The organism is Vreelandella halophytica (genome assembly GCF_968193635.1).
The window spans coordinates 2,520,213-2,534,670 of record NZ_OZ309107.1 but is presented as its reverse complement, the minus strand read 5'-3'; the positions used below and the strand labels follow the sequence as shown (position 1 = coordinate 2,534,670).

The following is a 14,458-nucleotide window of genomic DNA, read 5'->3' as shown; positions in this document are numbered from 1 at the left end:
TTCATGATCGTCAGCCAAAAGGACCCAGCCACCATGGCCTCGGAGTGTACCCCTCGATTTCTCGCCAGCGATAACACCTCCGGTATTTGCCCGGAAGCGATGCAGTATCTTTTAAAAGCCAACGACAGCGACGACCTGGCCTACGGTAACGATAGCTGGACCGCCCGCGCCGCAGATCGCTTTCGTGAGATGTTCGATTACGACTGCGACGTCTTTTTCGTCTTCAACGGTACCGCCGCGAACTCGCTGGCGCTCTCGGCCATGGGGCGCAGCTATCATAGCGTGATCTGCCACGAGCTTGCGCATATCGAAACCGACGAGTGCGGCGGGCCGGAATTTTTCTCTAACGGCGCCAAGCTTTTAACCTCTCCCGGCGCCAACGGCAAGCTGACCCCGGAAGGCATCGAGGCGCTGGTCACTAAAAGATCCGATATCCACTATCCCAAGCCCAAGGTGGTATCCCTCACCCAGGCGACCGAAGTCGGCACGCTGTACTCTCGCGAGGAGCTTCTGGCGATTCGCGCGGTGGCCGACAAGCACGACCTGCGCCTGCATATGGACGGCGCACGCTTTGCTAACGCCTGCGCAAGCCTGGGCGCGACGCCGGCGGAGTTGACCTGGCAGGTGGGAGTGGATGCGCTGTGTTTCTCCGGCACCAAAAACGGCCTGGCCTTTGGCGAAGCGATTCTGTTTTTCAATCGCGAGTTGGCCGAAGACTTTTCCTACCGCTGCAAGCAGGCGGGCCAGTTGGCGTCCAAAATGCGTTACGTCTCCGCCCCCTGGCTCGGGCTTTTGGAAAGCGGCGCTTGGCTTACCAACGCTCAGCACGCTAACGCCATGGCGCGCTATCTGTCGGAAGGCCTCGCGGCGCTGCCCGGCGTTTCGCTGATGTTCCCCACCCAGGCCAATAGCGTTTTCGTGGAGCTTCCGCCCCACGTGGTCGCACGGCTCAAGGCCCAAGGCTGGACCTTCTATACCTTCATTGGCGCGGGCGGGGCACGCTTTGTCTGCGCCTGGAACACCACCGTCGAGCTCCTCGACCAACTGCTGGCCGACGTCAGCGCGGCGATGGCCTAGGTGCTTTTAGGGCGCGATTTCCTGGCTTGCGTTGGTAAAGCCCATCAGCGACAGGTTCACGTCCAGGCGCTGACCGTCCGGGGCGATGGCGCTGACGGTGGCGCTACTTCCGCTGCGTAGCTGCTGCAGCATGCTCGGCTCCAGCGGAAGATCCGCGCGGCAACCCTGCTCGTGGCAGAACTGGTAGGGGAAGCCGACCGGCTCGTTGTTATCCACCTGCAGCTGCATACCCGGCGCCAGATTCACGCCCAGCGGCAGCATGAAGGCCATGACCGCGTTGCCCTGGGCCTGCGGCGGGTAGCCGACCATGGCGCGCATCAGCGGCTCGTTGCTGTCCGGGTTGTTGATGATTTGGCTCATGGAGCAGCCTTGCTGCTGGCCGGCCCCCGAAGGGCAGCCCACCTCCCAGTCCTGAAAGCTTTGAGTTTCGACGTTGGGGGCGCTCGTCTGCTGGGCCTGAGCCGTGGAAGCGGCGGTAGCGGCGAGCAGTGGTAATAGAGCGGTCATCAGCGCGCGACGAATCGGCATGGGGTCATATCTCCCGGGTCTGCAAAGGGCGAGCCGAAGCGGCCGCCATCCTGTAATAAATGGTTACCTGCATTCGAACATAAGGCAAGTGCCATGTTCCAGCCTTGCGTGCAGAAATCGGCGGCTACGCCTTCGGCACGCTTTAAACCTTCGTGGCTCTTAGCGTTGAAGGTTTTGTCCTCACTTTTTGTGTGGCTGACTACGCTGATAGAACGACACCCCGTTTGGCACGCCGCGTTTAAGATGTGTGAGTGGGCGGTATGCCTGAGGCTTGGTCACAGGAGAGTTCCATGAGCATCTTTGATCACGTTCAAGACCGTTTCGCCCGCACGCAGCAAGAAGAGTTGACCCTCGAAGAGTACCTCGCCCTTTGCCAGCGCGACCCCAAAACCTATGCCAGCGCCGCCGAGCGCATGCTGGAGGCGATCGGCGAGCCCGAAGTGATCGACACCGCCAAAGACCCACGCCTTTCGCGCATTTTTTCCAATAAAGTGATCCGACGCTACCCGGCATTTGCCGAGTTTCACGGCATGGAAGAGGCCATCGAGCAGATCGTGGCCTACTTTCGCCACGCAGCCCAGGGCCTCGAGGAGCGCAAGCAGATTCTCTACCTGCTGGGGCCGGTAGGGGGCGGTAAATCCTCGCTTGCCGAACGTCTGAAGCTTTTGATGGAGCGCATCCCGTTTTACGCCCTCAAGGATTCGCCGGTTCACGAGTCGCCTCTGGGGCTTTTTTCGCCGGAAGAGGACGGCGAGGTCCTCGAAAAAGAGTACGGCATCCCGCCGCGCTACTTGAAAAGCGTGATGTCCCCCTGGGCGGCCAAGCGCTTGAAGGAGACCGGCGGCGATATCTCCTCGTTTCGCGTGGTGCGCCTTTATCCTTCAAGGCTCAATCAGATCGCGATCTCCAAGACCGAGCCCGGCGACGAGAACAACCAGGATATCTCCTCGCTGGTCGGCAAGGTCGATATCCGCAAGCTCGAGCTCTTCTCCCAGGACGACCCGGACGCCTACAGCTTCTCCGGCGGGCTTTGCCGCGCCAACCTGGGGTTGATGGAGTTCGTCGAAATGTTCAAGGCGCCGATCAAGGTGCTGCATCCGCTTTTGACGGCAACGCAAGAGGGTAACTACAACCCGACCGAGGGCATGGGCGCGATCCCGTTCAACGGCGTGATATTGGCCCACTCCAACGAGTCCGAGTGGCAGGCGTTTCGCAATAATCGCAACAACGAAGCGTTTCTGGACCGGGTCTATATCGTCAAGGTGCCGTACTGTTTGCGGGTCTCGGAAGAGGTGAGTATCTATCAGAAGCTGCTCGAGGAGTCGTCGCTGAGCCAGGCCCCCTGCGCGCCGGACACCCTGCGCATGCTGGCGCAGTTTTCGATTCTTTCAAGGCTCAAGGTGCCGGAAAACTCCAGCGTCTACTCCAAGATGCGCGTCTACGACGGTGAGAACCTCAAGGACACCGACCCGCGAGCCAAGTCGATTCAGGAGTACCGCGACGCCGCCGGGGTCGATGAGGGCATGCAAGGGCTCTCCACGCGCTTTGCCTTCAAGATTCTCTCCAAGGTGTTCAACTTCGACAGTGTTGAGGTGGCCGCCAACCCGGTGCATCTGCTTTACGTGTTGGAGCAGTCGCTGGAGCGCGAGCAGCTCCCCTCCGAGGTATTCGAGCGCTACATAGGTTTCATCAAGGAGTTTCTGGCGCCGCGCTATGTCGAGTTCATCGGCAAGGAGATCCAGACCGCGTATCTCGAATCCTATAGCGAGTACGGCCAGAATATTTTCGATCGGTACGTTACCTACGCCGACTTCTGGATTCAGGATCAGGAGTATCGTGACCCGGACACCGGCGAGCTTTTGAACCGCCAGTTGCTCAACGAAGAGCTCGAAAAGATCGAAAAACCTGCGGGTATCTCCAACCCCAAGGATTTCCGCCACGAAGTGGTCAACTTCGTGCTGCGCGCGCGGGCCCAGAACAACGGCATGAACCCGAGCTGGCAGTCCTACGAAAAGCTCAGAGGGGTGATCGAGCACAAGATGTTCGCCAACACCGAGGAGCTTCTCCCGGTGATCTCCTTCAACGCCAAGGCCTCGAAGTCGGACCAGAAAAAGCACGAAGACTTCGTCGCGCGCATGGTCGAGCGCGGTTACACCGAAAAACAGGTACGCCTGCTGTCGGAGTGGTACCTGCGGGTGCGTAAATCCCAGTAGCGGGGGCGCCCATCTCAACGCTCTGACGCTTTGGAGGTTGTATGACCTACTTTATCGACCGCAGGCCGAACGCGAAGCACAAAAGCGCCGTCAACCGGCAGCGCTTTCTGGAGCGCTATCGCCACCATATCAAACGCTCTGTGGAAGAGGCGGTCAACCGCCGCTCGATCACCGATATGGAGCGCGGCGAGAGTGTCTCCATTCCCAGCCGGGACATTTCCGAGCCGGTCTTTCAGCACGGCCCCGGTGGGCGGCGCACCGTGGTATCGCCGGGAAACAAGGAGTTTTTGGAAGGCGACAAGATCCGCCGCCCGCCAGGGGGCGGTAGCGGTCAAGGGGCCGGCGAGGGCAGCCCCGGTAAGCAGGGGCAAGGCGACGACGAGTTCGCCTTTACGCTAAGCCGCGAAGAATTTCTCGAGTTCGTGTTCGACGGCCTCGAGTTACCGCATCTAGAGCGCACGCCGCTCAAGACCATGGAAGAGATCAAGATGGTGCGCGCCGGGCTCGCCCGCGACGGCGTACCTTCACGCATGAGCGTGACCCGCTCGATGCGCGAAGCCTTCGCCCGGCGTATCGCCATGCGCGCCCCCATCAAGCGCGCCTTGCGCGAAGCCCAGGCGGCGCTTGCCGAGGAGATGGCCAAAGACACCATCTTGAGAAATCCCGCCCGTATCGCCGCGCTTCAGGCCGAGATAGAGCGGCTGGAAAAGCGCATCGAGGCAGTGCCGTTCATCGATACCGTCGACCTTCGCTACCATCAGCTGGCCCCGGAGCCGCAGCCCTCGAGCCAGGCGGTGATCTTTTGCGTTATGGACGTGTCCGGGTCGATGACCCAGAACCACAAGGATATCGCCAAGCGTTTTTTCCTGCTGCTTTATCTGTTTCTGGAAAAGCACTACGAGAAGGTCGAGCTGGTGTTCGTTCGCCACCACACCGCGGCCCGGGAGGTCAGCGAAGAGGAGTTTTTCTACTCCCGGGAAACCGGCGGCACGATCGTCTCCAGCGCGCTGACGCTGGTCAACAAAATCATCCATAAGCGCTATCCACCCGGCCAGTGGAATCTCTACGTGGCTCAGGCCTCCGATGGCGACAACTGGGACGACGACTCCTCGATTTGCCGCAACATGCTGATCAATGAGCTGATGCCCCACCTTCAATACTATGCCTACGTCGAAATCACACCGCACGAGCATCAGTCGCTGTGGCACGAGTACGAGAACGTCGCCAAACGCTTTAGCGAGCGCTTTGCCATGCGCCAGATTTTCGAAGCCGGCGATATTTATCCCGTTTTTCGCGAGCTGTTCAAGCGCCGCTCCCACGCACAAGCGTGAGTGGCCACTTAATTGAAAAGGAGGGCGCGATGCGAGTCTCCCCCAATGCCTCCGCATCCGGTCCCATAGCGACGGGCTCGGACTGGAATTTCGACATCCTCGAGCGTTTCGACCAGGCGCTGGCCGGGCTTGCCGACGAGTACCGGCTCGACACCTACCCCAATCAGATCGAGGTGATCACCACCGAGCAGATGATGGACGCCTACGCGAGTGTGGGCATGCCGGTGGGCTATCATCACTGGTCCTTCGGCAAGCAGTTTCTGGCCGTGCAGCAGGCTTACAAGCGCGGCCAAATGGGGCTTGCCTATGAGCTCGTCATCAACGCCGACCCCTGTATCGCGTACCTGATGGAGGAGAATACGCTGATGATGCAGGTGCTGGTCATGGCCCACGCCTGCTACGGCCACAACTCGTTTTTCAAGGGCAACTACCTGTTCCGTACCTGGACCGAGGCGGACTCGATCGTCGATTACCTGGTATTCGCGCGCCGCTATATCACCCAGTGCGAAGAGCGCCACGGCACCCACGCCGTCGAGCAACTGCTCGACGCCTGCCACGCGCTACAAAATTACGGGGTGGACCGCTACAAGCGGCCATCGAAAATTTCCGCCGCCCAGGAAGCGACGCGCCAGCAGGAGCGCGAAGCCTACCTGCAAACTCAGGTCAACATGCTCTGGCGTACTATTCCTAAGCCTTTTGAGAAAACCGAGCCGCTGCCGGGTCAACTTCATGGCGAGGACGACCCGCTGGGCCTTCACGAAGGCGGGCGCTACCCGGCGGAGCCCCAGGAGAACCTGCTCTACTTCATCGAGAAGAACGCGCCGCTACTGGCGCCCTGGCAGCGCGAGGTCGTGCGTATCGTGCGCAAGCTGGCCCAGTACTTTTATCCCCAACGCCAAACCCAGGTAATGAACGAAGGCTGGGCCTGTTTTTGGCACTATACGCTGATGAACCGGCTCTATGACGATGGCCATGTGGATGAAGGGCTGATGCTCGAGTTTTTGCAGTCCCACGCGGCGGTCATCAACCAGCCGGACTTCGACAGCCCCTACTACAACGCCATCAACCCCTACGCGCTCGGGTTTGCGATTTTTCGCGATATCAAGCGCCTGTGCGACGAGCCCACTGACGAGGACAAAGCGTGGTTTCCCGATATCGCCGGCACCCCTTGGCGGGAGACGCTCGAGTTCGCCATGCGCAACTTCAAGGACGAGTCGTTCATCCAGCAGTTTTTATCGCCCAGGGTAATTCGTGACCTCAAGCTTTTTGTCATGGTGGACGACGATCAAAGCGATACACTCGCTATCGGGGCGATCCACAACGAGCAGGGGTATCGCCGTGTACGGGACGCGCTTGCCGCTCAGTATGCGCTTTCGCTACGCGAGCCCAACATACAGGTATTCGAGGCGGCGATTCGCGGCGACCGGTCGCTTACGCTGCATCACGTACAGGAGAGTCGCCGGCCGCTGGAGCGCAGCGTCTATCCGGTGATGCGCCACCTGCAAAAGCTCTGGGGCTTTCCGGTCCATCTGGTGTCCATGGACGAAGGGCGCGTGACCCATCGTTACCGTTGGCCGGTCGAGGAGACGAGCGCAGAGGAGGGCGCGCAGCCTTAGTGACTACCCCACCGGCAGGCGGGGCAGGAAGAGATCAACCTTTTGACGTCCAGGACTGGCACCAACCATTCGGGGCGACGCTATTTTCCGGAAAGAGCTGACAGCCTTCGTTGCCTTCGGTGAAAAACATGCAGTTGGAGCACAGTTCGCCTTCGCTAAAGGACGGGTGGTCACTGGCGTTGTCGGCTTCTTCGACATAGTTGAGTGCCTGGGCCGCGGGGGCGCTCGGGTCCAAACGCGGCAGCGACTGCGCGAAAGCGGTTTTAGACATGATGCCAACACCCAGCGGCAGGGCGGCAAGGCCCAGTACGCTGTCACGCATAAACTTACGCCGGCTCTGATCGGCCATGGTGTCTCCTTGATTGCTCGGTCTAACGGTTCACGGTCTGAAAGCGTCACGGACGAGGCGCTAAGAGGCGCTCTGATTTTCGCCGTATTATAAAGTGTTTATCTTGTGCCTACCTTAACCCATGCGTTTCACCGCGACTAATGGGTTTCACTGCGCGTGGCAATAGGCCACATTAATTGCGCCGTTTGGCGGGACGGTGGGGGCTGGTATACTCGGCAAACGTTTAGACACGCTGGATTCAAATACGTTGACCTACGAGGGCGCCATGCAAAACGCTGTCATTTTGATTAATACCGAAAAAGGCCAGGTAAAAGGCGTCGCCGAGCGGCTGGCGGAGGTCGAGGGCATCAGCGAGGTATACTCTACCTGCGGGCGCTACGACCTGGTGGCGATTGCTCGCACCCGTGACTTCGAGAGCTTGGCGGAGCTTGTGACCGAGCGCCTGAACGCGGTAGAAGGCATTAGCGATACGGAAACCCTGAACGCCATGCAGGTGCACTCGCGCCACGATCTGGAAACCATGTTCTCGCTGGGCTGGTAGTCTTCTTGCCTTGAGTAGTAGCGGCGAAGTAGTAGCGGCGAATTAGAAAAAGAAAACAGGGCAAGGTAGGGAGAAACACGGTGGGAAAAACGCTTTCGCGCTGGGGCCGCCGGGGGCGGCGCTTTGGAGTGGCGCTGCTATTCGTGGTGGTCGGGGGCGGGCTTTGGGAGTTCCAGGAGCGCCAGCAAGTCGGTGAGGCGGTCTGGATGGGCGCACCCACCTGGGATGACCTGAGCCTGACCACTTTTCACCGCGTGCTGCGCAACGACGGTTTCATCGTGGGCTGGTCGGATGTACGCATCAATCCGCTATGGGTAAGCTACCAGCTGAGGGCCGTGCCGGACGATACCCGCATTGGCTCGCGGCCCAACTTTCGCGCCGACTGGCGTACGCTCTGGCCGGTCGGTACCGACAGCTATTCGGGCAGCGGCTATGACCGTGGCCACATGGCGCCCAACTACGCCATCGCCGCCGTTCACGGACGAAACGCCCAGCTCGACACCTTCCAGATGAGCAACATGAGCCCTCAGCGCCCAAAGCTGAACCGCCAACTGTGGCAGCGTTTGGAGGAGTCGGTGATGGATCACTTCGCACCGCGCTTCGACTACCTGCAGGTCATTACCGGGCCGGTTTTTCCCGAGCGCTTCACCGACAACGTCTTGAACCGGGTCGGGCTCGTCGAAGTGCCCGAGGCATTCTATAAAATCATCGTGGCCCCGCATGCCAAGGCGCCGTTGGCGCTGGCCTTCATCATGCCGCAAGACGTGCGCGGCAACGAACCACTGGCGGACTACCTGGTCACCATCGACGAGATCGAAGCACGCACCGGCCTCAACTTCTTCCCCAACCTCTCGCCACAGCTCGAAGCAGTACTGGAAGGCGAGCTACGCACTCAAGGGTGGGCACTTGAAGAGGTGTCGAAACGACCAGGGCGGTTTCATTAAGACGCGTTGCTGGAGGGGCATTGGTTTGAGCCACCTTCGCTTTTTAAAGCGGTGCTTCCCGGCATGGAGGGTTTTGGACGAGCGTTATTGGACAGGTCAGGGAGCGACTGGATGTGCGTAAAAAGCCACGGTGATGCTTTAGGTACAGCATCGAAAAGAAGGTAGAGTAATGACGATAAACCTGAAAGGGGTAGAGCAAGGGAGGGGAAAGTAAGTACCGTTAAATGATGCGGACGGGACCATTAAATGGTGCCCAGGAGAGGACTTGAACCTCCACGTCCATACGGACACTAGCACCTGAAGCTAGCGCGTCTACCAATTCCGCCACCTGGGCGCATCATTTATTGCTTGTATTCGATTGGTGCCCGGGAGAGGACTTGAACCTCCACGACCATACAGTCACTAGCACCTGAAGCTAGCGCGTCTACCAATTCCGCCACCCGGGCGAATACAAACCCTTGTTTTACACCATCTGCCATCGTGAAAGGGGTTGACTCGATGTTTGATGGTGCCCAGAAGAGGACTTGAACCTCCACGTCCATACGGACACTAGCACCTGAAGCTAGCGCGTCTACCAATTCCGCCATCTGGGCAAGTGGCGCGTATGATACCGAGCCATGGTTTAAATGCAAGTGTTGCATACGGTTTTTAAGTAAAAAAAGCGCGATTGGGTACGCTGACGGTTGGGTGATTGAAGCGGCAGCGCTATACTGCACCGATGACCAAACAAACCATGAAATTTTTCAGCGCGTTTTATCTTGTAAAAACGCCTGACCGTCTCTATAGGGCGTGCTCTTGCGCGGCCTTTCTTTTTCGCCTCCCGCAAACGCCATCAAGGACGACGATCACATGAAGTACTGGACGTTAAGTGATGACCCACACGCCGAGCGTGAGGCACATAAATACGATAATCCGGCACCCAGCCGGGAGTATCTGCTCGCCGCGCTCGAAAGCTATGGCAAGCCGATCACTCACGAAAACATGAGCCGCATGCTCGGCATCGAGGATGAGGATCATCTCGAAGCGGTGCGTCGCCGCCTGGCGGCCATGGAGCGCGACGGCCAGGTGCTGCGCGACCGCCGTGGGGCCTACGCACTGATCGACAAGCTCGACCTGATCAAAGGTAAAGTGCAGGGCCACCGCGACGGCTTTGGCTTTTTGGTGCGCGACGACGGCAAAAAGCCGGACCTGCTGCTGCCCGCGCGGCAAATGCGCCGCATCTTCCATGGCGACCACGTGCTGGTACGGGTCAGCGGCCGTGATCGCCGCGGGCGCGACGAGGCGACCATTGCCGACGTCATCGCGCGCAATACCCAGACGCTGGTCGGAGTATATCGCAGCAATACGCCGGAATTCGGCATCCTGATTCCGGAGAACCCGCGGATCACTCAGGAAGTGCTGATTCCGCATACCGCAAGCGGCGGCGCGAAAGACGGCCAGGTGGTCTCGGCCAAAATCACCCAGCAGCCCGCCACCCGCGTACAGCCGGTGGGCGAGGTGGTCGAAGTACTGGGCGAGCGCATGGACCCGGGCATGGAAATCGACATTGCCATTCGCAGCTACGAGATTCCGGCAGAGTTCCCGCCGGAGGTGATCGATCAAACCAGCACGATTTCCGCCGAGGTGCTGGAAGAGGACAAGCAGCACCGGGTCGATCTACGCGACAAGCCGTTGATCACCATCGACGACGAGTCGGCCAAGGATTTCGACGACGCGGTTTATGCGTGGAAGACCAAGTCCGGTAGCTGGAAGCTGATCGTGGCGATCGCCGACGTTTCGCATTACGTTCGTCCCGGCACCGCACTCGACGACGAAGCGCGCACGCGCGGTAACTCGGTGTACTTCCCGGGCCAGGTCGTGCCCATGTTGCCGGAGCTTCTCTCCAATGGCCTCTGTTCGCTGAACCCGCATGTCGACCGCCTGGTCATGGTCTGCGAGATGAACATCTCCAAGACCGGGGCGATCAGTCGCTACTCATTTTATGAAGCGGTCATGAACTCCCACGCGCGTATGACCTATAACAAGGTTGCGGCGATGCTGGAGCCGGAAAGCGAGCAGGGCAAGGCGCTGCGCGAAGAGCATAAAAACCTCATTAAGCCCGTCGAGGATCTTCGCGAGCTTTATGGTCTGCTCAAGGAGGCCCGCGAAGCCCGCGGCGCGATCGATTTCGAGACGACCGAAACGGCGATCATCTTCAATGAAGAGCGCAAGATTGAGGAAATCGTCCCGCGTAGCCGTAACGACGCGCACAAGATGATCGAGGAGTGCATGTTGGCGGCCAACGTGGCCACCGCGCGCTTTCTGGACAAGCACGACCTGCCGGCGCTTTACCGGATTCACGAACGCCCCACGCCGGAGCGGCTGGAAAAGCTGCGCCTGTTCCTGAGCGAGCTGGGTCTCTCGGTGGGCGGCGGTGACGAGCCCACGCCCCAGGATTATCAAGCGCTCAGAGAGGCGATCAGTGACCGCCCGGATGCCGATATTATCCAGACTGTGATGCTGCGCTCGATGAACCAGGCGGTTTACTCGCCGCAAAACGAGGGGCATTTCGGCCTCGCGTATCAGGCCTACGCTCACTTTACCTCGCCGATCCGCCGCTATCCGGATCTGCTGGTGCATCGCGCGATTCGTTCGGTGATTCGTGGGCCGCGCCAGACCAATACCGTAGTGCGCGTCGAAGGCGCACCGGTCGAGCCGCCCAGCAAGTGGTGCCCCTATACGTTCGAGCAGATGCTCGAGCTTGGCGAACACTGCTCGATGACCGAACGTCGGGCCGACGAAGCCACCCGCGATGTGGAGAGCTGGCTCAAATGCGAGTTCATGTCCGACAAGCTCGGCGAAACCTTCGACGGTACCATTGCCTCGGTCACCCAGTTCGGGCTGTTCGTGCGTCTGGATACCTTCTACGTCGAAGGGCTGGTCCACGTCACTTCGCTGCCTTCGGACTACTACCATTACGAGGCCGAAAAGCATCGCCTGAAAGGCGAGCGCACCGGCACGACCTACCGGCTGGGCGATGGCCTGTCCGTGCAGGTCGCTCGGGTAGACATGGATGATCGCAAGATCGACTTTGGCCTGACCGATGAGAAGCCGCGCCCGCGCCGTCAGCCGCGCAAGCGCCCGGGTAAAGGCGCCGAGGCGTCGGCAGCGTCGGATAAGCCTGCGAAATCCGATAAGCCGGATAAGCCGCGCCGTCAGCCGGCCAAGCGTAGCGCCGCGGGCAAGCCCGAAACAAAGGCCGAGGAGCCCACGACGCGAAGCGGACCCAAGCGCTCGCGCAGGGCGCCCAAGAAACCATCGTTGGATAAGGAATAAGCATGAAGTCAGCATCCCGGCGTGGCGCGCGCAGCGCCGTTCAGGTGCCTGAAGGCCTTGAGCAGGTGTACGGCGTCCACGCGCTTGAAAGCTTGCTGGAGCGGGGCGAAGCCCCGCGCGAGCTTTGGGTGCAGCAGGGCGCGGGTAGGCGCCTTGACGTGCTTGTCGAGCGTGCCCGAGCAGGGGGCGCGCGGCTCAAGGAGCAGCCCAGGGAAATACTCGACCAGGTGACCAGTGGCGCTGCCCACCAGGGCGTGGTCGCGTTTTGCCCGCCGCTCACCGCAGAGGGCGAAGAGTCGCTATGGCTAAAGCTGCGCGCCTGGCAGGCCCCTTCGCCGCCGCTTCTACTGGTGCTCGATGGCGTGACCGATGTGCATAACTTCGGTGCCTGCTTGCGCAGTGCCGATGCGGCCGGCGCCCACGGTGTGATCGTCGCCAAGGATAATGCCGCCCCGCTCAACGCCACGGTGCGTAAGGTAGCTTGTGGCGCGGCAGAGGTCGTGCCGGTCTACCAGGTCACCAACCTGGCGCGTACGCTTGCCAAGCTCAAGGAGTTTGGCGTTTGGGTGACCGGTACCGCCGGTGAGGCCGATGCGGCGGTTTACGACATCGATTTCAAGGGGCCCACCGCGCTGGTCATGGGGGCCGAGGGCAAGGGCATGCGCCGGTTGACCCGGGAAAGCTGTGACCATTTGGCCAAGCTCCCCATGGCCGGTCAGGTCTCCAGTCTCAATGTGTCGGTGGCCGCGGGTATCTTTCTATTCGAGGCGGTTCGCCAGCGCCAGCTTGCAAGTTGACCCTAACCCCCCTAAAATGCGCTCGCCCGTTTATTTGCCGCGGGCGCTATGAGGCGTATGCCTCTCAAAACGACAGTTCTGCTTGATGCCTTGAATCGAGACGCCGTTTTAAGCGGCGTTTCAGACAGGCATTTCAGTTAACTCCTTGCTTCCCTGTCACGGCCGCTATGGCGGGCGCGCATCGGAAGCTGTCAAACCGCAAGGAGATTCCATGCGTCATTACGAAATCGTGTTTATGGTCCACCCGGATCAGAGCGAGCAAGTGCCGGCTATGGTCGAGCGCTACACCAGCATCGTGACCGAAAGCTCGGGCACCGTGCATCGCCTTGAAGATTGGGGCCGTCGTCACCTGGCTTACCCGATCAACAAGATCCACAAAGCTCACTACGTGCTGATGAACGTTGAGTGCACCGGCGAAACGCTGGAAGAGATCGAAAACATCTTCCGTTTCAACGATGCCATCATCCGTAGCCTCGTTGTTCGCTGCAAAGAAGCGGTCACCGAAGCATCGCCGATGATGAAACCGGCAGAAGAGAAGCGCCCGCGTCGTGAAGATAAGCCGCGTAACGACGACGCTGACGCCGACTCTGAAACAGAAACCGAAGAAACTGCCTAAGTTTCTCCACCGCACGTTTTAAAGGAGCTCATCCATGGCACGTTTTTTCCGTCGCCGTAAGTTTTGCCGCTTCACCGCTGAAGGCGTCAAGCAGATCGACTACAAAGATCTGGACACGTTGAAGGCTTACATCACCGAAACCGGCAAGATCGTTCCGAGCCGTATCACCGGCACAAAAGCACGCTACCAGCGCCAGCTGGCGACCGCTATCAAGCGTTCGCGCTACCTGGCACTACTGCCCTATTCCGATAGCCACCAATAAGCGCTTGACGTAATGCTGGTACTGGCACGTTGGCTGATGCAGAAAACGCCCTACGCCGTTGGCGTAGCGGCGCTTGCATCCCTGGTGCCCTGGCTCTTTTGGATCGGGGCCGCTGTTGCCGCTTTGGTGACTCTGCGCCGCGGGTTTGCACCGGCGCTGCCGGTAATTTTGGCTGCCGCCATTCCCGCCGGTTTCTGGTGGGTACAGGGCGACGTCATCCCGCTGGCGAGCGTGCTGCTGACCACGCTGATGGCCGTCATTCTGCGCGAGCGGATGCGGTGGAGCGAAGCCCTGATCGTAGGCACGCTGGCTGCAGCCTTTATGGTGCAGTTAGGGGTCTTCAGCCCGCCGGGCGGGTCAGAGTTGATGCTCGAGCAGCTAAGAGAGAGCTCGGCTGATATCGACAACATGCTCAACGAGTTCGCCCGCCAGGGGTACGATACCCGGGCGCTGGCCGCCATGGTGGTCGGCGGTGTGACAGGGTTGATCGTTTTGTTGGTGTCGGTGGCCTGTTTGGCCCTGGGGCGTAGCGCGCAGGCCGGGCTTTATAATCCTGGCGGCTTTCGTGAAGAGTTTCACGCGCTGCGCCTGTCCCCCAAGGAGTTCGCGCTGTTGGCGATTCTTGGCGTGGTGGGGCTTTTGCTGGGCGGCGAGGCGATCCTGATCGTTGGTTGGGTGCCGCTGTTAGTGGCCGGTATTGCGCTAGTGCATTGGTTTATTGGATTAAAGGGGATGAACGGGCTGTGGCTGGCGGTATTTTATATACTGCTGATCACAACCTTGCCCACGATTCTCATTGTGCTGCTGTTGGGGCTGATCGATACTTTCGCGAACGTTCGCGCACGCCTTACCCGCAGCAATTGACTAGA

The 14,458-nt window shown here is 59.9% G+C and carries 13 protein-coding genes and 3 tRNA genes; 11 read left to right on the top strand and 5 right to left on the bottom strand.

Annotation, left to right across the window (positions count from 1 at the left end; genetic code table 11):
- The first annotated feature begins 33 nt into the window (after positions 1-33).
- Positions 34-1,077, top strand: a complete 1,044-nt coding sequence (locus ACWHXT_RS11700) for a threonine aldolase family protein (protein ID WP_447926478.1) — start codon at positions 34-36, stop codon at positions 1,075-1,077.
- Between the two features lie 6 nt (positions 1,078-1,083).
- Here ACWHXT_RS11700 and ACWHXT_RS11695 read toward each other — a convergent pair whose 3' ends face one another.
- Positions 1,084-1,605 (bottom strand): invasion associated locus B family protein, encoded by a 522-nt coding sequence (locus ACWHXT_RS11695; protein WP_447926477.1) that lies wholly within the window; start codon positions 1,603-1,605, stop codon positions 1,084-1,086.
- A 290-nt stretch (positions 1,606-1,895) separates the two neighbouring features.
- Between ACWHXT_RS11695 and ACWHXT_RS11690 the strand changes: the two genes are divergently transcribed.
- Genes ACWHXT_RS11690 through ACWHXT_RS11680 form a run of 3 tightly spaced genes read left to right on the top strand, consistent with a single transcriptional unit; the run spans position 1,896 to position 6,765 of the window.
- The gene (locus tag ACWHXT_RS11690; protein ID WP_447955958.1) at positions 1,896-3,818 is read left to right on the top strand and encodes a PrkA family serine protein kinase; all 1,923 of its coding nucleotides are present in this window, start codon (positions 1,896-1,898) and stop codon (positions 3,816-3,818) included.
- Between the two features lie 41 nt (positions 3,819-3,859).
- A complete protein-coding gene (locus tag ACWHXT_RS11685; protein WP_447955957.1) occupies positions 3,860-5,149 on the top strand; it encodes a YeaH/YhbH family protein in 1,290 nt (429 codons plus the stop codon).
- A 29-nt stretch (positions 5,150-5,178) separates the two neighbouring features.
- The gene (locus ACWHXT_RS11680; RefSeq protein ID WP_447926474.1) at positions 5,179-6,765 is read left to right on the top strand and encodes a SpoVR family protein; all 1,587 of its coding nucleotides are present in this window, start codon (positions 5,179-5,181) and stop codon (positions 6,763-6,765) included.
- A gap of 34 nt (positions 6,766-6,799) precedes the next feature.
- Here ACWHXT_RS11680 and ACWHXT_RS11675 read toward each other — a convergent pair whose 3' ends face one another.
- Entirely contained in the window at positions 6,800-7,114 is a 315-nt protein-coding gene (locus ACWHXT_RS11675) for a high-potential iron-sulfur protein (RefSeq protein ID WP_447955956.1), read from the bottom strand.
- 265 nt (positions 7,115-7,379) lie between these two features.
- Here ACWHXT_RS11675 and ACWHXT_RS11670 point away from each other — a divergent pair, with 265 nt between their 5' ends.
- Together ACWHXT_RS11670 and ACWHXT_RS11665 are read left to right on the top strand one after the other, a co-directional pair.
- Positions 7,380-7,655 (top strand): Lrp/AsnC family transcriptional regulator, encoded by a 276-nt coding sequence (locus ACWHXT_RS11670; RefSeq protein ID WP_252107234.1) that lies wholly within the window; start codon positions 7,380-7,382, stop codon positions 7,653-7,655.
- Positions 7,656-7,735: 80 nt separating this feature from the next.
- Positions 7,736-8,599 carry a DNA/RNA non-specific endonuclease gene (locus ACWHXT_RS11665; protein ID WP_447955955.1) on the top strand — a complete coding sequence of 288 codons (864 nt, stop codon included), beginning with the start codon at positions 7,736-7,738 and terminating at the stop codon, positions 8,597-8,599.
- Between the two features lie 247 nt (positions 8,600-8,846).
- On the opposite strand, the gene ACWHXT_RS11660 is transcribed toward ACWHXT_RS11665, so the two are convergent.
- From ACWHXT_RS11660 to ACWHXT_RS11650, 3 genes are all read right to left on the bottom strand, one after another.
- A tRNA-Leu gene (locus ACWHXT_RS11660) sits at positions 8,847-8,933 on the bottom strand.
- Positions 8,934-8,958: 25 nt separating this feature from the next.
- Positions 8,959-9,045, bottom strand: a tRNA-Leu gene (locus tag ACWHXT_RS11655).
- A 60-nt stretch (positions 9,046-9,105) separates the two neighbouring features.
- A tRNA-Leu gene (locus tag ACWHXT_RS11650) sits at positions 9,106-9,192 on the bottom strand.
- Positions 9,193-9,448: 256 nt separating this feature from the next.
- Here ACWHXT_RS11650 and rnr point away from each other — a divergent pair.
- From rnr to ACWHXT_RS11625, 5 genes are all read left to right on the top strand, one after another.
- Positions 9,449-11,914, top strand: coding sequence for a ribonuclease R (gene rnr, locus ACWHXT_RS11645; protein WP_447955954.1), 2,466 nt, complete (start codon positions 9,449-9,451; stop codon positions 11,912-11,914).
- Positions 11,915-11,916: 2 nt separating this feature from the next.
- The gene (gene rlmB, locus ACWHXT_RS11640; protein WP_447955953.1) at positions 11,917-12,711 is read left to right on the top strand and encodes a 23S rRNA (guanosine(2251)-2'-O)-methyltransferase RlmB; all 795 of its coding nucleotides are present in this window, start codon (positions 11,917-11,919) and stop codon (positions 12,709-12,711) included.
- Positions 12,712-12,922: 211 nt separating this feature from the next.
- Positions 12,923-13,327: a 30S ribosomal protein S6 gene (rpsF, locus tag ACWHXT_RS11635; protein ID WP_447529318.1), complete on the top strand. Its 405-nt coding sequence runs from the start codon at positions 12,923-12,925 to the stop codon at positions 13,325-13,327.
- 34 nt (positions 13,328-13,361) lie between these two features.
- Positions 13,362-13,589, top strand: coding sequence for a 30S ribosomal protein S18 (gene rpsR / locus ACWHXT_RS11630; protein ID WP_009097135.1), 228 nt, complete (start codon positions 13,362-13,364; stop codon positions 13,587-13,589).
- 12 nt (positions 13,590-13,601) lie between these two features.
- Entirely contained in the window at positions 13,602-14,453 is an 852-nt protein-coding gene (locus tag ACWHXT_RS11625; protein ID WP_447955952.1) for a hypothetical protein, read from the top strand.
- Positions 14,454-14,458: the final 5 nt, after the last annotated feature.